The sequence below is a fragment of the Nocardia sp. NPDC006630 genome (assembly GCF_040611495.1).
Lineage (GTDB): Bacteria > Actinomycetota > Actinomycetes > Mycobacteriales > Mycobacteriaceae > Nocardia.
This window is the reverse complement of sequence record NZ_JBEXOK010000004.1, coordinates 557,402-574,740: the sequence shown is the minus strand read 5'-3', so window position 1 is coordinate 574,740 and position 17,339 is coordinate 557,402. Positions and strand designations below refer to the sequence as shown.

Sequence of the window (17,339 nt, the reverse complement as noted above, 5' to 3'; positions counted from 1 at the left end):
GGCGAATCAGGGTGTGGCGCAGAGGAAGACCGTGGCCGTGCTGCCGATGCGGGTGACGACCAGCGTGTGCGGCTGCTTACCGCGCGGCTTGAGCCGGGCGCGCAGCGCATCCGGGTCGAGATCTACGCCACGGGTGAGGATTTCGAGCGGGCCGCACTCGCGCCGGTGCAGCTCGGCGCGTAACGGCTTCTCGCGGAACTCCATACGATCGAGGATGCGGAAGCCACGGACGCCCTCGGGGACGGTGTCGCCGGTCAGGTAGGCGATGCGCGGGTCCAGTTGCCAGAGGCCGTGTTTCGCGGCGTAGTGCCGAACCAGACCGGCACGGACGACCGCGCCGTCGGGGTCGACGATGAATTCACCCGGCTCCCGCACCGGAATCTCGTCGGGATCGGCATCGGTGAGAATCTCAGGTGCGCGAGTGGAAGACAGCACCGTGGCACGGCGGGTCACGCCGGACTCCGCCAGCCCGGGCGACCACAGGCAGGCCTCCCGCACCGCACCGTCGAGCGAGGCCACCTCGATCTCGCCCGCCCAGCCCAGCTTGTCGAAATCCAGTCCGGGAGCGCATTTCACGGCCAGATCGCGACCGGTATAGGCGGACAGCAGGTCCGGCAGCGGCGGTTGCAGTTTTGCCGGATCGTGGGTGCGGCGGCCGTCGGCCCGGCGGGCGGGATCGGCGATCACCACTTCGGCGGTACTGCACGGCCGCAGGGCATCCGCCTTGACCAGCAACACATTTCGCCCCTGTGGGCCACCGGCATCAGTCGGCACAGCGGTGCGGGTATCGGAACCCAGCGCGGCCACACCGAGGTTGTGCGCGGCAATCGCGAGCCGAACATCATCCAGGTCGCTGCCGATGACAGCCGGGCAGACTCGCGCTAATTCCGCGAGTTCCGCACCGATGGAACAGGTTACGTCGTGCACGGTCCGACCGGCCAGACGAGTAGCGCGATGCCGGGCCACGGCGGAGGGTGTCGCCTGCTGGAGCGCGTCATCGGTGAACAGCCACTCCCCCGCTCCCGCCAGTTTGGCGGTGGCGCGGCGGCGCAGCCGGACGGTCTCGACCAGGGCCGCGGTCCGGTCACCGTGCGTGCGGCGGACCTTATCCAGATCCGCCAGCAGCGACGCGGGGGTGAGAGCGAAGGCGCCGACCTCGGTCAGCGCGGCCGTCGCGGCCGCACTGCCCAGGTAGGCGATATCGTCACGAGAGAAGGCGTAGCCCACTCTTACTTGGCGGAATTGCCGGGCTTCACGCCGGTGATCATCGCGTTGTAGAAGAACTGGCGCGGCACGACATGGCGCATGACCTTCTCGTCCAGCCAGCTCAGGCCCAGCCACGCCTTGTACTGCGCCATCCGGTAGCGGACGGTCAGCTTCTCCTCGGGCACGGCGGCCTCGAAGGTGCGCACCGGCCAGCCCCAGAGGGCGGCGGCGAATTCCTCGGTCTCGGCCTTGACCTCGACCGCGCCCGCACTGCGAGCCATCGACTCCAGGTCGGAGGGATCGAAGGTGTGCAGATCCACGACGGCCTCGAGCGCGGCGGCGCGGGAGGACTCGTCCAGCTCCGACTGCGGGCGACGCCAATCGGACAGGAACGGCAGCTTGGTGATCTCGGTGGTCACCTTCCAGGTGGCCTGGCCCAGGCGGCGCGCGTAGATATTGCCGATGGTGGTCGGCTCGCCGGCGAAGACGAAACGGCCGCCGGGCTTGAGCACGCGCAGGCATTCCTTGAGCGCCAGTTCCACATCGGGAATGTGGTGCAGCACCGCGTGACCGACAACAAGGTCGAAGGTGTCGTCCTCGTACGGGATGGTCTCGGCGTCGGCGACGCGGCCGTCCACATCCAGGCCCAGGTTCTGGCCGTTGCGGGTGGCGACCTTGACCATGCCCGGGGACAGGTCCGTGACGGAACCCCGCTTGGCAACGCCACCCTGCATGAGGTTCAGCAGGAAGAAGCCGGTGCCACAACCGAGTTCGAGAGCCCGCTCGTACGGCAGCTGCGCATCCGGCACGACCGCGTCGAAGCGACCGCGCGCGTACTCGATACAACGCTCGTCATAGGAGATGGACCATTTGTCGTCGTAGGTCTCCGCTTCCCAGTCGTGGTAGAGGACCTGCGCGAGCTTGTTGTCGGAATACGCGGCCTGGACCTGCGCCTCGGTGGCGTGCGGGTTGGGCGCGGGGTCTTCAGGACGAACGGTCATAACAGGGCAGCCTAATGAACGCCCCGGTGGGGCCGCTTATCGGCCCACGAATCGGGCCGAGCCCGGGCCGTCCGCCAAATAAGAACGTGTTCCAACCTGCTGATCTTCGGTGCCGAACAGCGCAATCCATTCGGTGCGGGCGCGATCATGACCGTGTGTTCCGGCCTCGAAGACGCGCTTGGCCGCGGCGAGCGCGAGAGCCGGACCGCCGGTGAACTGCTTGGCCCAGCGCAGGGCCGCCTGGAACACATCGTCGGGTGCGACCACCTCGTCGACCAGGCCGATCTTCGCGGCTTCCTTCGCATCCACGAAGCGGCCGCTGTAGACCAGATCCTTCGCGTGCGAGGGGCCGACGAGCAGACTCAGCCGGCGGATTCCGGCGACCGGAATCAGTCCCGCCTTGATCTGCGGCAGGCCCAGTTTCACGTTGTCGCCGATAATGCGACGGTCCGCGCCCAGGGCCAGTTCCAGTCCCGCGCCCAGCGCATAACCGCTGATGGCCGCGACGGTCGGCTGCGGCAGCTTGGCCAGACTGCTCAGGGCCGCCTGCAGATCCGCGGCAACGGCCTGCGCCTGCTCGGGCGTGAAGCGTGCCAATTCGGCCATTTCATCGCCGGCCGAGAACACCCGCTCATCGCCGTAGACGACCACGGCCGCAATGGCCGGGTCCGCCGCGATCTCCACCGCGGCAGCCTGAACCTCCAGGGCCACCTGCAGATCGATCAGATTCATCGGCGGGCGGGCGATCCGGAGAACGGCAACGCCCTCCGCCACACCCCGGTCCACGGTTACGAATTCGGCCACGGGCGTCACCCTAGCGGGATGCGACAGGGGGCTACACCTCTGCTGCCCGTACTACCCGCCGGTCAGCAATTCGACGGTGGTCTCGAAGGCCTCGTCCACGCGGACACGATCGCCGGTGGTGATGAGATCGAGCTGCAGACCGCGGATCTGCGCGAGGATGAAAGTAGCTGTGCGGGAGGTGGTTTCGGCAGGCCAGTGATAGCGCACCAGCTCACGCTCGATGACCGTGAGCCAATCGGTGACCAGCCGGGAGGCCGGGTGGTCGGGAGTGCGCGCGGCGGTGGCGACCAGTTCGAACAGGATCAGGAACTGGCGCTGTTCGCGTGGCCGGCACAGATGCCGCCAGGCCGCGCGCAGCAGGTCGGCGGCCGAATCGACGCGGCGAATCTCCTCCGACAGCAGTCGCTCCTCGAAATCGGTCCGGATCCGGTCCAGGATTTCGACGAGCAGCGCATCCTTGGTGTCGAAGTGCCGGATCAGGGTGGCGTGACTGACTCCGAGGGCCTGCGCGACCGGGCGGAGGGAGAGATCGTGAATGCCGTTGTCGAGCACGTATTCGGTGGCGGCGGCCAGCAGCTCCGGACGGCGATGCTGAAATCGCAGCGTCCGGCCGTCGATCTTCTTCGCGGTCACCGCAGGCAGCTTATCGGGTACACGCATGGCGAAATTTTACCGTTCCGAGCGGTTACGTAACCGATTGGTACGGCTATTCTTCGAAGGTGCGGGTCGAATCGGTGACCCGGCGTGAGGAGGCAATGATGAGGTTCGACGAGTACCGCGCCCAGGACGCGGTCGGATTGGCCGAGCTGGTCGCCCGGGGCGAAGTGCATGCGGCCGAACTGCTGCAACTCGCGCTCGACCGCTGCGCCGAAGTCGATCCGGTACTCGATCTGGTGAGCCTGCTGATGCCGGAGGTCGGCAAGGAGCTCGCCGAGCGCCCCGGCGCCGGACCGCTCGCGGGCGTGCCCTTCCTCATCAAGGATCTCGGCCAGGATTACGCCGGTTACCCGACATCCGGAGGCACCGGACCGCTGCGCGCGGTGCGCGCCGAGCGGCACAGCATCAACGTCGAGCGCTGGCTCGAGGCCGGTCTGGTGATCTTCGGCAAGACGACCACACCGGAATTCGGCAGCAAGGGGATCACCGAGACCCGGACATTCGGAGCGACTCGAAATCCGTGGGATCCGAGCCGCACCCCGGGCGGGTCGTCGGGCGGTTCAGCGGCCGCGGTCGCCGCGGGCATCGTCCCCATGGCCGGCGCCAGCGATGGCGGCGGATCCATTCGAATCCCGGCGGGCTGCACCGGCCTGTTCGGTCTCAAGGCGGGCCGCGGGCTGGTCTCGAGCGGGCCGCTGGCCGGCGATCCACTGTTCGGCGCGGTGTCGGAGGGCGTCATCTCCCGCAGTGTGCGCGATACCGCGGTCATGCTCGACATCCTCAGCGTGCCGGATCCGGGCGGTCCCTTCGCGGTGGCGCGCCCCGATCGCCCCTTCCACGAGGCCGTCACCGAACTGCCGCGCCGGCTGCGCATCGGCTTCACCCATGAATCGCCCCAGGGCACACCGGTCGACGCCGACGCGGTGCGGGCAGTCGAGGATATGGCGCATCTGCTCGAAAGCCTCGGCCACACAGTCGAACCCGCCGCACCCGTGATCGACGGCAAGCAGCTGGCGCTGGACTTCATGACCGTCTGGACGGCCTCGGCGGCAGCCGAACTGGCACAGGCCTGCCGGATAACGGGGGCCTCGCCCAGCGATTTCGATATCGATACCCAGGTGCTCGCGGCGGTCGGCCGCGCCGTCTCCGCCACGGATCTGATGACCGCACACGGGCGCTGGAACACCTACACCCGATCCCTCGGCGAATTCCACTCCACCTACGACCTGCTGCTGACCCCGACCCTGGCGGAACCGCCGCTGCGGATCGGCCAGAACCGCACGCCCGCCATCGCGGATACGCTGCTGCCGCCGCTGCTCCGGCTCGGCGCGGGAAAGCTGCTGTCCCGCACCGACTTCTACGTCGACCTGATCACCGCGAATCTGTCGGCCGTGCCGTTCACACAGCTGGCCAATATCACCGGCCGTCCGGCGATGAGCGTCCCCAGCTACTGGACCGAGACAGGCCTGCCCCTGGGCACCCAGTTCGTCGGCCCGCCCTCCAGTGAATACCTGCTCCTGCAGCTGGCGGCCGAAATCGAAAGCGCCCGGCCGTGGTTCGAGCGGGTCCCGGCGGACAGCCTGCTGCAAAAGCCGACCCGCTGACGGGGACAGGACCGGCTCTCTCGCCCGCTCGGCGACGCCACCCCGGACGGCGCAGCGATGAGTGCCGGCGGTGCGGCTTCCGCAGGCGGCTGGGAACTGAGCGGGTGCACTCCGCGGCGGCGAGATTACCGAGGCCGGAGGGCGGCTACTCCGGACGCTGGGAGCCGCGGAGGCGGGCGTCCTTGGGGAGATCGGCGAAGTAGCGGTCCGCGAGGGGGAAGGCCAGGGCCGGGTGGCCGTCCGGGTTGTAGATGGGCATGATCGGGTCGATGGTGCGAGTGGCCGCGAGAATCTCTGCGGTCGAGCCGAATTCGCGGAGGGCATCGAGCTGGGTCCAGGTCGGCGGCAGCAGCACGTCCAGGCCCTGCTGCCAGCGGGCGATCGCCTCGGCGGGAGTGGACCAGGTGACCACATCGGCCTCGGAGGTGGCGCCGTCGGCGAGCTGACCCGCCGGGAGCACCGCCACGAAGAAGCGGGTGTCGTAGCGGCGCGGCTCGACCTCGGGGGTGATCCAGTTGTCCCACGGGCGCAGCAGATCGGCACGCAGGACCAGGTTCTCGCGGGTGAGGAATTCGGCGAAGGACAGTTCGCGGCGTTCCAGCTGCCCGCGCGCCTCGGCGTAGATCGAGGTATCGGAGACGACGGTATCGGCGGTCGGTCCGGCGAGCAGGACGCCGCACTCCTCGAAGGTTTCCCGGACAGCGGCGCAGACGAGGGTCTGGGCGCGCGCGGCATCGGTGCCGAAACGCTCGGCCCACCAGGCGGGTTCGGGTCCGGCCCAGTCGAGGGTGACGGCGGCGTCGGAGCGGTCCACGCCGCCACCGGGGAAGACCGTCATTCCGGCGGCGAAGGCCATTTCGACCACGCGGCGCTGCAGGAACACCTCGGGCCCGCGCGCTCCGTCGCGCACCAGCATGACCGTGGAGGCGTCCTTCACGGGTGCGAAGGCAGGCTGGGAATCGGGCTGGGCAACGCTCCATCGTCCTGCGCTTGTCTCACTCACATTTCGCACCCTAACGGTTGCTAGGGCACAGGGACAGAACCCGGTCCGGTGTCAGTCCGCGAGGTGTACCGAACCCGTGCGAGTTTCGATGGCCGGGGCCGCCGCGGTATCGGAATGGCGGGACCAGGTGCCCTGCACCTTGCCGGTGCGATAGTCCTGCACCTGGCTGACCACCGCGCCGGTCCCCTCATCGGTCCAGGTAACCAGGAAGATGCCGGTATCGAGTGGCTCGACCACAACGGGCGAGGTGGTCTTGCGGCCGGTATCGGCGGCGATATAGGTGATGGTGCGGCCATCGTCGGCGAAGGTCGCGGTCCCACCCGAACCGCTGTCGTAGCTCAGCAGCACGCTTTTGCCGTGCAGATCCGCCGGAAGACTGGTGGCGCTCATCCCCACGGCGGATTCGGAGGCCGAAACCTTGTGCGGCGGCGCCGGATCGGCGACACAACCGGCTGCGGACAGTGCGACGGCCACGAGCGCCACGACACCGGATATGCGACCCATCCCCTGCTCCCTCCGTCCGCGGTGGAACCACCCGCGCCACCGCCCCATGCCGAATATTCGCCGGAATTCGACAAATAATCAGCTATTGCGCTTCCATGCCAGATCAGTTCGATACTGACAGCGTTGCCGATAGTTTGCCCGTCGAATACAAACGATGCAACGGCAGCACGCGGAAGTCGTGCGCGGATACGGAAATTCAGCAGTCGAGTTTGGTGTCAGCGGTTGCGGTGCCGTCCGAAACGCTGAGCGCGGCGTGCGAAATAGCGGCCGTCGATTCGATCCAGCGCAATCGACTGCCGGAACGCGTCGCTCAGATTCTCGGCGGTGAGGACATCCTCGAGCAGACCCTGCGCCACCACACTGCCCTCATTGAGCAGCAGGCCGTGCGTGAAGCCGGGCGGGATCTCCTCCACGTGATGGGTGACCAGCACGGTCGCGGGGGCGTCCGCATCGGCCGCCAGATCGCCCAGGCGCTCGACCAGTTCCTCGCGGCCGCCCAGGTCCAGGCCCGCGGCGGGCTCGTCCAGCAGCAGCAGTTCCGGATCGGTCATGAGCGCCCGCGCGATCAGCACCCGTTTGCGCTCGCCCTCCGACAGCGTGCCGTAGGTGCGATCGGAAAGATGTTCGGCGCCCAGGCTTTCCAGAATGTCCACGGCACGGTCGGTATCGATCTCGTCGTACTGCTCACGCCAGCGGCCCATGACCGCGTAGCCGGCCGACACCACCAGATCGGCGACCTTCTCGTCGATCGGGACGCGGCCGGCCACCGCGGCGGAAGAGATTCCGATGCGCGGGCGCAGCTCGTTGATATCGACCTTGCCGAGCGTCTCGCCGAGCAGATTGGCCTGACCCGACGTCGGATACATCTCCGCGGCGGCCATACGCAGCAGTGAGGTCTTGCCGGCGCCGTTGGGGCCGAGCACAACCCAGCGTTCGTCGAGTTCCACCTGCCAGGTGACCGGGCCGACGAGCGTATGGCCCGAGCGTCGGACGGTCACATCGTTGAAGTCGATGAGCAGATCGGGATCCGGTTGCGGCACGGGGTCCATCTTGGACCACCGCTCCACTCACGCGTCAACGTGGTGGAAAAACGCGATGCGTGTCACCTTCTCCGGCGCGCGGTCCGTGCGTGAATTCCTCGGCGTGACGGTCGAATTCCGCCGCGCCCGGGGATAGCTCCGGGTCCTTGCGGCCGCGTTTCGCGGCGCCGCCCGATCGGAACATGCGCGCCAACAGCAGCGCCGCCGGTACCGACAGCACAACCCACACGATGAGAATTACCAGCACTGTAGTCATATCCGTGTTTCCTCCCGCGGAAACTCGTGCACCGAATCCTTCTCCTGCCGTTCGCGTAAGTCGATACCCACAGCACACATATGCCAGCACCGACCGAACGGTCCACGGCGTGGACACCCTCCTAGTTCAGCAGCCCATCACCATCCATTGGGCCTGCGACGCGCCGGAACCGCAATCACCGTCATCGAACCGGGCGCCACCTCGGTGAACCCGGCATCGCGGACCGCGACCGCCGTCCCCTCGGCCACCTTCTGCTGTAGCTCTGCCCAGAGATCGCGATCGGCTTCGGCTACGTTGCATCGGAAACCGCGTTCGGCCCAGGCATACGCCTGTTGCACCGGCATAGCACCGGCCAACAGCATGCTGGCATGCCCGACCTGCGCGGCGGCCTTACCTACAGTCATACCCAATTTCGAATCCACCCATAGCGTCGGAAATCCAGGGGTGATCAATTCCGGTTCCTCGGAAGCTAATTCGGTGCCGCTGATCTGCAGGCGTTTTATCCGCGGATCGATATCGCCGACCGGGCCCGGCACCAGTGCCCGCGCCTGCGCACCCGCGAATTCGACGGTCACCCCGTCGACCTCCTGCGCGGCCAGCCACTGCGCACCGCGCGCCCGCCGCGCCACCTTGCGAATTCGCGAACGCTTCCAGGTGAGATATCGCTCCTGCCACTCCCCGTCCGGTCCGACCCGCTCGTCCAGGCACAGCGCGACCACGGCGGTCGCCGCCGCGGCGAGCAGCGCATTGCGCTGCGGCGGATCGGCTTTCGGAATGTGCAACACCATCTGCATGGCCTGCACGAGCGCCGGATCCGCCGGGTCTCCCCCGCCCCCGTACCCGCGCGCCAACTCCGCATGGCGCGCCGCGAAGCCGGCATCGATCGTCGATTCAACGCTTGACACCGTCAGCACTCCTCACACCCGACAACTCTTAGCCAGCGTAACCACACCCTGAAAGCCGGCCGGCGCACCGAGCCGAAATGATGGCCGTCAACCCACTCAGCCGTCGTCTCGGCATGGACTCTCGTCATCCCGGCACAGGCTCTCGTCATCCCGGCACAGGCTCTCGTCATCCCGGCACAGGCTCTCGTCATCCCGGCACGGTTTTGGCCGGGATCCACAGAGGCAGCGCGCCATGGGTTTCGGTGGATCCCGGCCAAAAGCACGCCGGGATGACGAGGGTCAGCTGACGGTGAGGTTCAGGGCGAAGGTTTCGGCTGCCGGCACACCCTGCTCCCAGGAGCGGCGGTATTCCAGGAGCAGGTGGGTGGCGCCGGGTGCGGTGGCGGTGAATTTCCAGGTGGTCTGGCCGCCCACGCCGGCCATGCCGCCGGGGCTCGGGTCCTGCTGGTACTCCGCGCCGCCGTTCTCCTTGACGGTGTTCTGGTCCAATTCGGCCAGCTGCCAGGCGAATCCGGTGGTGGGGTTGGCGGCGAGCTTTACCTCGAGGCCCTGGCCGACCTTCAGCGGGATGTCCTTGCCGTCGGCGTCCTTACCCACGGTGACGGGGGCAGGCGCCGGGTCGGCGGCGGAGCTGGTGGTGGTCGCGGCGACCTCGTTCGGATTGCTGTTGCCGCAGCCGGCCAGCGCCAGACCCAGCATCACTACCGCCAGTGGTGTGCGCACCCGCACGGACAGCCTCCCATCGTCGTGGCCGAAGTATCCGACCACGCTACCGACCACAGTGCCGCGGACGGCGCAGGCGCCCGGCCAGCGCGCCGGACAGCAGCACGCGGCGAACCCCGGCCCGGCGCGGCCGAACTAGCGGGGCAGCGCGCGGCAAACCCCAGCCTTGCGCGGCCGAATTAGCGGGGCAGCAGCACGCGGCGAATCCCGGCCTGGCGCAGCCGGACTAGCGGGGCAGCGGGACGCGGCGGATGCCACCGTCGCGGGCGTCGGCGGCCTCGAGTTCGGCGCGGGTGACACCGAGGATGAAGAGCACGGCGTCCAGGAACGGGTGCGAGAGTGCGGTATCGGCGACTTCGCGCAGGGCGGGCTTGGCGTTGAAGGCGATGCCCAGTCCCGCGGCATTGAGCATGTCGATATCGTTCGCGCCATCGCCGACCGCGACGGTCTGCTCCATGGCGACCCCGGTCTCGGCGGCGAAGCGGCGCAGCGCAACGGCTTTCGCGGCCCGGTCCACGATCTCGCCGACCACGCGGCCGGTGAGTTTGCCGTCGATCACCTCGAGGGTGTTGGCCTGCACGAAATCCAATTCCAGTTCGTGCGCGAGAGGTTCGATGACCTGGCGGAAGCCGCCGGACACCACACCGCAGCGGAAACCGATGCGGCGCAGGGTGCGAATGGTGGTGCGGGCGCCCGGGGTCAGCTCGATCTGCTCGGCGACCTCGTCGATGACGGAGGCGTCCAGACCCGCGAGGGTGGCCACACGCTGGCGCAGCGATTCCGCGAAGTCGATCTCACCGCGCATGGCGGCCTCGGTGACGGCGCGCACCTCGTCCTCGACACCGGCGTGCGCGGCCAGCATTTCGATGACCTCGCCCTGAATGAGGGTGGAGTCCACGTCGAACACGATGAGCCGCTTGGACCGGCGTGCCAGGCCCGCGCGCTCGACCGCGATATCCACGCTCTCCTTGGCGGCCACCACGGCCAGCATGGTGCGCAGCGAGGTCTCGGTCTCGACCTCCGCGTCCGGCACGGTGACCATGAGCTCCAGACCGGTCACCGGATAATCGGCGATACCGCGAATGGAGTCGATATTGACCCGCTGCGCGGCGAGCTTGCGCGACATGACGCTGAAGGCGCGCGCGGTGACCGGACTGCCCAGCACCACGATCGCATGCGTGGACAGGCGTGCGCCCGCGACCGAGTCCGCGCCGATCTCCACATCGACATTCATGCCGACGCTCGCCATGGCGTCCTCGAGCTGATCCTGCAGCGCTTCGGGATCGGTGGGACACGACACCAGCACGCCCAGGGTGAGGCGGCCGCGAATGACGACCTGCTCGACATCCAGCAGGCTGACGGCATTATTGGACAGTGCCGCGAGGAGTACCGACGTCACGCCCGGTTTGTCGGGTCCAGTGACCGTGACCAGAACCGTCGTGTCAGCGCTCCGCCCCTCCGCGCTTGTACTCAATCCATGACTCCGTTCCTCGCAACACCAACCACCCGCGCATGGGGGCGGTGCTCATTCTGTCAGGCGAATCGGGCCCGGTTCGCGCCGCCCGCCGTCACGGGCGTCACAGGAGGACCGCGGCCCCTTCGGATACGGCGGCTCCCATTCCAGCGCGGCCACCGACCCGGCAATCTCCGAATACGCGAACGGCGGCTGTCGTAGGACAGCCGCCGTTCGTATCGCTCAGTTCAGGCTAGTGGGAAGCCTTCTCCAGCTCGGTCACATTGTGGGACTTGGTGCCCCAGCCGACATGGGCCTCAGCGCGCATGCGCTCGACCATGTGCGGATAGTGCAGCTCGAACGCGGGACGCTCGGAACGGATGCGCGGCAGCTCGTAGAAGTTGTGCCGCGGCGGCGGGCAGGACGTCGCCCACTCCAGGGAGTTGCCGTAGCCCCACGGATCGTCCACGGTCACGACCTCGCCGTAGCGGTAGGACTTGAAGACGTTCCAGATGAACGGCAGCATCGACGAACCCAGGATGAAGGCACCGATCGTGGAGATGGTGTTCAGGGTCGTGAAGCCGTCGGTCGGCAGGTAGTCGGCGTAGCGGCGCGGCATACCTTCGTTACCCAGCCAGTGCTGGACGAGGAAGGTGGTGTGGAAGCCGATGAAGGTGGCCCAGAAGTGCCACTTGCCCAGGCGCTCGTCCATCATGCGGCCGGTGATCTTCGGGAACCAGAAGTAGATGCCCGCGAAGGTGGCGAACACGATGGTACCGAAGAGCACGTAGTGGAAGTGCGCGACCACGAAGTACGTATCGGAGACGTGGAAGTCGATCGGCGGGGCGGCCAGGATGACACCCGACAGACCACCGAAGAGGAACGTCACCAGGAAGCCGATGGACCACAGCATGGGCGTTTCGAAGGTCAGCTGACCGCGCCACATGGTGCCGATCCAGTTGAAGAACTTCACACCGGTCGGAACCGCGATGAGGAACGTCATGAAGGAGAAGTACGGCAGCAGCACGGCGCCGGTGGCGTACATGTGGTGCGCCCACACGGCGATGGACAGCGCGGCGATACCCAGCGTGGCGTAGACCAGCGTGGTGTAACCGAAGATCGGCTTGCGGCTGAAGACCGGGAAGATCTCGGACACGATGCCGAAGAACGGCAAGGCGATGATGTACACCTCTGGATGACCGAAGTACCAGAACAAGTGCTGGTAGAGCAGCGCACCGCCGTTCGCCGGGTCATAGATGTGACCACCCAGGTGACGGTCGTACGCCAGGCCGAACAGCGCCGCGGTGAGCAGCGGGAAGGCCAGCAGCACAAGCACACTGGTGACGGCGATGTTCCAGGTGAAGATCGGCATGCGGAACATGGTCATACCGGGGCAGCGCAGGCAGACCACGGTGGTGAGCATATTGACGCCACCGAGGATGGTGCCCAGACCGGAAACGGCCAGGCCCAGGATCCACAGGTCGGCGCCGACGCCCGGGCTGTGGACGATGTCCGACAGCGGGGTGTACGCGGTCCAGCCGAAGTCGGCCGCGCCGCCGGGGGTCACGAAGCCCGCGGTGGCCATGGTGCCGCCGAACAGGTACAGCCAGTAGCTGAATGCGTTCAGTCGCGGGAATGCCACGTCCGGTGCGCCGATCTGCAGCGGCAGCACGATGTTGGCGAAGCCGAACACGATCGCGGTGGCGTAGAAGAGCAGCATGATCGTGCCGTGCATGGTGAACAGCTGGTTGAACTGTTCCGGCGACAGGAACTGCATGCCCGGTCGGGCGAGCTCGGCGCGCATCAGCAGGGCCATGAGGCCACCGATGAGGAAGAAGGACATGGCGGTCACGAGGTACATGACGCCGAGAACCTTCGGGTCCGTCGTGGTGACCATCTTGTAGATAAACGAACCCTTCGGACCCACACGTTGCGGGTATGGCCGAGCCGCTTCCACTTCACGGACTGGCTGTGGCTCTACGGCAGTCACTCTTCCTCCTGAACAGGTGCCTTCTGGTCGTTCGTACGCGGTGCTCCGGCGTCCGGTTCGACGCATGACGAACGACGGGGGGGCGTAGCGCTCCAAGGATCGTAAACCGTGCTCTCACACCGGTCGCGGGCAGCTCCTACTCTGTGTCGTAATTGGGTGTCGCGGTCGCCGGATGTACGCTGCCTGCCATGCCGGTGCGCGAGTCCGCTTCCACCCGAAACATGTTCGCCTCCACCCTTACCCCCGCGCGGCGTTTGCGCACCTGGGGCGCGGTTCTGGCCGCGGCGGCGGTGCTACCGGCGGGGTTGCTCGCGGGCTGCAGTAAGGGGTCCGACGACGCCGAGAGCGCGATCGTGAAGACCACCACCAGCATCGCGGGCGCGGGCGTGGTGGGACTGGAGCGCGATACCCGGACGGCGTGCGCACTGCCGAGCTCCCCCGACGCGACCTCCGGCACCCGGACGGTCACGCATGCGGCGGGCACCTCCGATGTTCCGGCCGATGCGAAACGCGTGGTGGTGCTCTCCACCGCCGCGCTGGACGGCGTGTGCGCGCTGGGCCTGTGGGAGCGAGTGGTCGGCGCCGCAACGATTTCCGGCCCGACGTCGCAGCCCGCCTACCTGGGCACGGGCGTGACCGCCATTCCCGGCGTCGGCGTGGTCGGCAGCCCCGATACCGCGAAAATCGCTGAGCTGAAGCCGGATCTGATTATCGGCGCGGCCTCGGACGGCCCCGAGTACGACGCCATGAAGGCCATCGCACCCACCGTGCTGGTCGGCGCCGACAATGGCTGGCAGGCGCAGTTCAGTGCGATCGGCGAGGCGCTCGATCGCAAGACCGCCGCCGCCAAGGCACTCGACGACTACCGCACCGCGGCCCGCGACGCCGGAAACTCGCAGGCCGCCAACCTTTCTCAGGCGTCAATCCTGCGCTTCGACGCGAAATCCATTCAGGTGCAAGGCGGTAACAGTTTCGCCGGGCAGGTGCTCGGCGATGCCGGTGTGCAGCGCCCGCAGTCGCAGCGCGGTGATTCGTACGATGTCCCGAACCTGAGCGCCGAGGCGGACCGCAACAAGGTCGAGGGCGACATCATCTACGTCATGTTCGACGGCGCCGATGGCCAGAAATACGGCGAATCGGTAATGCACGGCGACAATTGGAAATCCCTGAGCGTGGTGGGCGACAACCGCGATTTCGTCGTCGAGGACACCATCTGGCACGGCTCCGGCATCACCGCCGCCCGCGCCCTGCTGGACGATATGCGCAAGTCCCTCAACGGATATGTGACGGGCTAGCACTCACCTCTGAAGGCGAAAGACGCAGCGCGAGGAGCTGATTCGGGCTCGCCCGGGTGTTCCCATCGCTGGCGATATCGGCCGTCGTGGTCCGGTGATAATTGATCGCGACCACGATACCGAGGGCTGATGGCAGGTAGTTGAATTGTCGAACGAGAACAAGAAGCTTGTGGTCGATCAGCATGAACTGCGGCATCACAGCAACTTGCACGACCAGCGATCCGCCGAAGTCGGTCAGGCAGCGGTACCGCCGGTCGATCACTTGAACAATCTGGGCGATGAATTGGGGGTTGCCGGCGCGGTCGGCGCGCAAGCCCTGGTGGACTATCACGTGAACTATCGCCAGCAGCAGTTGAACGATATCGCGGCCACCCATGGCGCGATTCGCGACACCCTGCGCCACCAGGTCATGCCGAACTTCCATGAAACGGACGTGGATGGCGGCGGCCGGATCGACGCTGCGGGCACTACTCGGCCGGTGACCCGATGACGCCGACACGGGTGCCGCCCGACGATACGACGGGCGACCTCGGGAGTTCACTCGCCACGGACGACAGCGCCGCAGGCTTCACCAAGCTGATCGGCGGTGCCACACACTCCAACTACATGGTGTCGCCGAACGGTCTGTATGCCGTGGAAGCCGATTCGGCAGAAACTCCCGGCGTGCCCGATGTCTATAAGATTCTCGGACCGGACGGCAAGCAGACAGGTCTCGGCCTGCTCACTCCGCCGGCAGGCACGGGCGGGCACATCGATATCGGCAACGATGGAAAACTCACCCTCTACGCCACTGCGGGCACGGACAAACCCGTTCAGTCCATTGCCTCTACGACATCGAAACCGCAGCCGGGCGAATGCACCATCGTCAATTCGTCACTGGCGCCTGCGCAGGTACAAGCCGCCATCACCGATGCGCAGCAACTGACACAGAATATGCTCGGACAATTCGGCTCGAAGAAGCCGGCGGTGGTCACCCCCTACCCACTGACGGCGGCGAACTACGCCAGCCTGGACAGCAACAAGGGTGACGCCGCGAGCGCGTACAACACGACACTGGGCCTGATTACCGCTCAGGAGGCAACATTTCCCGCCAGCGACAAGGATGCGATCGCCGCCTCCGCGAAAATGGCGGGGGCCAACGACAAGTACTACAACGAAATCATCGGCGCGATCAATGATCTGAACAGTCTCCTGCGTCCCCTGATGCCGCCGGATCCGAACTCCGGGAAATTCGACGCCACCAATACGGACACAATTCTGTCGTCTGTCACCACGGCGATGGGCACCGTGGATCAGAGCTATCAGGGGTACATCAAGGAAGTCGCGAAAGCGGCGGCGGACCTGGCGAACAGTTATACCGTCAAGCCCGGCGACAACCTCACCGCCATCGGCGCCGCACACGGTGAGACCTGGGAGCAGCTGTACGCGGCCAACCGCAAACTCATCGGAGCCGACCCGAACGAAATCGACCCGGGGCAGAAGTTGGCCCTGAATCCGCCCCCGGCCCCGGCCGCGCCGCCGGCGAAACCCGCTCCGCCCCCGGTGCGGAGCAACGGAGGGCATGTGGCGCCCTGAGCAGCCGATATACGAAAGCCCGGCCTCCGCGAATCGGAGTGCCGGGCTTCGTTTTTCATGACTTGCGAAGCGAAACCAGCTGCGCGCCTAGAATTCCCAGTCTTCGTCTTCGGTGTTGACGGCCTTGCCGATGACGTAGCTGGAACCCGAGCCGGAGAAGAAGTCGTGGTTCTCGTCGGCGTTGGGCGAGAGGGCCGAGAGGATGGCCGGGTTGACGTCGCACTCGTCCTTGGGGAACAGGCCCTCGTAGCCGAGGTTCATCAGCGCCTTGTTGGCGTTGTAGCGCAGGAACTTCTTGACGTCCTCGGTCAGGCCGACCTCGTCGTAGAGATCCTGGGTGTACTCGACCTCGTTCTCGTACAGCTCGAACAGCAGCTCGAAGGTGTAGGACTTGAGCTCGTCGCGCTCGGCCTCGGTCCGGAGCTCGAGGCCCTTCTGGTACTTGTAGCCGATGTAGTAGCCGTGCACGGCCTCATCGCGAATGATCAGGCGGATCATATCGGCGGTATTGGTGAGCTTGGCCCGCGAGGACCAGTGCATCGGCAGGTAGAAGCCGGAGTAGAACAGGAAGCTCTCCAGCAGGGTGGAGGCCACCTTGCGCTTGAGCGGATCCTCGCCGTTGTAGTAACCGAGCACGATCTCGGCCTTGCGCTGCAGGTTCCGATTCTCCTCGGACCAGCGGAAGGCTTCGTCGATCTCCTTGGAGGAGCACAGCGTCGAGAAGATCTGGCTGTAGCTCTTGGCGTGCACCGACTCCATGAAGGCGATATTGGTGTAGACCGCTTCTTCGTGCGGGGTCAGCGCATCCGGGATGAGGCTGACCGCGCCGACGGTGCCCTGGATGGTGTCCAGCAGGGTGAGGCCGGTGAAGACCCGCATGGTCAGCTGCTTCTCGCTGGGGGTCAGCGTCGCCCACGACGGAATGTCGTTGGACACCGGCACCTTTTCCGGCAACCAGAAGTTGCCGGTGAGTCGATCCCAGACCTCCGCATCCTTCTCATCAAGCACGCGGTTCCAGTTGATCGCGGATACCCGATCGATCAGTTTCACGCCTGTTCACTCACCCTTCCCAGCACACCGGCCCGTTCCAGAAGTCCTTCACCTGAACACTACTACTGGTGGCGGAGATCATCCGCCAGCACAAGACCTTGTGTCTTCCTACTGTCCTGCGAGAATGCCGAAAAGGGTGGGGCCGAGCACTCCGTTGACCGCAAATCCGCAGTCGTGCAATCGGTCACAGCAGGTCGCAGTGGTCGTGCCGGCCTGCCCCGGATCGGTTTGCCGAGCAGATGCCCGGCACCGATTTCAGCCTCGGTAAGCAGG

The 17,339-nt window shown here is 66.5% G+C and carries 17 protein-coding genes; 4 read left to right on the top strand and 13 right to left on the bottom strand.

The features are described 5' to 3' along the window. Positions 1–6: 6 nt before the first annotated feature. From ABZX86_RS14415 to ABZX86_RS14400, 4 genes are read right to left on the bottom strand one after another with little or no spacing between them, the layout of a single operon-like run. The gene (locus tag ABZX86_RS14415) at positions 7–1,227 is read right to left on the bottom strand and encodes a class I SAM-dependent methyltransferase (protein WP_355123536.1); all 1,221 of its coding nucleotides are present in this window, start codon (positions 1,225–1,227) and stop codon (positions 7–9) included. A gap of 2 nt (positions 1,228–1,229) precedes the next feature. Further along, entirely contained in the window at positions 1,230–2,207 is a 978-nt protein-coding gene (locus ABZX86_RS14410) for a class I SAM-dependent methyltransferase (protein WP_327144606.1), read from the bottom strand. Positions 2,208–2,243: 36 nt separating this feature from the next. Beyond that, positions 2,244–3,011 carry an enoyl-CoA hydratase-related protein gene (locus tag ABZX86_RS14405; protein ID WP_355123534.1) on the bottom strand — a complete coding sequence of 256 codons (768 nt, stop codon included), beginning with the start codon at positions 3,009–3,011 and terminating at the stop codon, positions 2,244–2,246. A gap of 51 nt (positions 3,012–3,062) precedes the next feature. Further along, positions 3,063–3,671, bottom strand: coding sequence for a TetR/AcrR family transcriptional regulator (locus tag ABZX86_RS14400; protein WP_355123532.1), 609 nt, complete (start codon positions 3,669–3,671; stop codon positions 3,063–3,065). 98 nt (positions 3,672–3,769) lie between these two features. On the opposite strand from ABZX86_RS14400, the gene ABZX86_RS14395 reads away from it, so the two are divergent. Next, a complete protein-coding gene (locus ABZX86_RS14395) occupies positions 3,770–5,272 on the top strand; it encodes an amidase (RefSeq protein WP_355123846.1) in 1,503 nt (500 codons plus the stop codon). A 145-nt stretch (positions 5,273–5,417) separates the two neighbouring features. Here the strand turns inward: ABZX86_RS14395 and ABZX86_RS14390 are convergent, their stop codons facing one another. The 8 genes from ABZX86_RS14390 to ctaD form a co-directional block, all read right to left on the bottom strand. Continuing rightward, positions 5,418–6,188 carry an NUDIX hydrolase gene (locus ABZX86_RS14390; RefSeq protein WP_355123844.1) on the bottom strand — a complete coding sequence of 257 codons (771 nt, stop codon included), beginning with the start codon at positions 6,186–6,188 and terminating at the stop codon, positions 5,418–5,420. A 138-nt stretch (positions 6,189–6,326) separates the two neighbouring features. Continuing rightward, on the bottom strand, positions 6,327–6,779 hold the full coding sequence (locus ABZX86_RS14385; RefSeq protein WP_355123530.1) for a MoaF N-terminal domain-containing protein: 453 nt from the start codon (positions 6,777–6,779) through the stop codon (positions 6,327–6,329). A gap of 215 nt (positions 6,780–6,994) precedes the next feature. After that, positions 6,995–7,828 carry an ABC transporter ATP-binding protein gene (locus ABZX86_RS14380; protein WP_327144601.1) on the bottom strand — a complete coding sequence of 278 codons (834 nt, stop codon included), beginning with the start codon at positions 7,826–7,828 and terminating at the stop codon, positions 6,995–6,997. 25 nt (positions 7,829–7,853) lie between these two features. Then, positions 7,854–8,075, bottom strand: a complete 222-nt coding sequence (locus ABZX86_RS14375; protein ID WP_355123528.1) for a hypothetical protein — start codon at positions 8,073–8,075, stop codon at positions 7,854–7,856. A gap of 137 nt (positions 8,076–8,212) precedes the next feature. Next, the gene (locus tag ABZX86_RS14370; protein WP_355123527.1) at positions 8,213–8,980 is read right to left on the bottom strand and encodes a peptidyl-tRNA hydrolase; all 768 of its coding nucleotides are present in this window, start codon (positions 8,978–8,980) and stop codon (positions 8,213–8,215) included. A gap of 279 nt (positions 8,981–9,259) precedes the next feature. After that, positions 9,260–9,709, bottom strand: coding sequence for a protease inhibitor I42 family protein (locus tag ABZX86_RS14365; protein ID WP_355123525.1), 450 nt, complete (start codon positions 9,707–9,709; stop codon positions 9,260–9,262). A 220-nt stretch (positions 9,710–9,929) separates the two neighbouring features. After that, positions 9,930–11,177: a phosphoserine phosphatase SerB gene (serB, locus tag ABZX86_RS14360; RefSeq protein ID WP_355123523.1), complete on the bottom strand. Its 1,248-nt coding sequence runs from the start codon at positions 11,175–11,177 to the stop codon at positions 9,930–9,932. Positions 11,178–11,409: 232 nt separating this feature from the next. Further along, positions 11,410–13,146: a cytochrome c oxidase subunit I gene (gene ctaD, locus ABZX86_RS14355; RefSeq protein WP_327144596.1), complete on the bottom strand. Its 1,737-nt coding sequence runs from the start codon at positions 13,144–13,146 to the stop codon at positions 11,410–11,412. Positions 13,147–13,334: 188 nt separating this feature from the next. Here ctaD and ABZX86_RS14350 point away from each other — a divergent pair, with 188 nt between their 5' ends. The 3 genes from ABZX86_RS14350 (at position 13,335) to ABZX86_RS14340 (ending at position 16,016) form a co-directional block, all read left to right on the top strand. After that, on the top strand, positions 13,335–14,441 hold the full coding sequence (locus tag ABZX86_RS14350; protein WP_355123521.1) for an ABC transporter substrate-binding protein: 1,107 nt from the start codon (positions 13,335–13,337) through the stop codon (positions 14,439–14,441). 169 nt (positions 14,442–14,610) lie between these two features. After that, a complete protein-coding gene (locus tag ABZX86_RS14345) occupies positions 14,611–14,931 on the top strand; it encodes a hypothetical protein (protein ID WP_355123842.1) in 321 nt (106 codons plus the stop codon). Next, positions 14,928–16,016 carry a LysM domain-containing protein gene (locus tag ABZX86_RS14340; protein WP_355123519.1) on the top strand — a complete coding sequence of 363 codons (1,089 nt, stop codon included), beginning with the start codon at positions 14,928–14,930 and terminating at the stop codon, positions 16,014–16,016. The genes ABZX86_RS14345 and ABZX86_RS14340 overlap by 4 nt, the downstream gene beginning before the upstream one ends. A gap of 87 nt (positions 16,017–16,103) precedes the next feature. Here the strand turns inward: ABZX86_RS14340 and nrdF are convergent, their stop codons facing one another. Then, positions 16,104–17,066: a class 1b ribonucleoside-diphosphate reductase subunit beta gene (gene nrdF / locus ABZX86_RS14335; protein ID WP_355123517.1), complete on the bottom strand. Its 963-nt coding sequence runs from the start codon at positions 17,064–17,066 to the stop codon at positions 16,104–16,106. Positions 17,067–17,339: the final 273 nt, after the last annotated feature.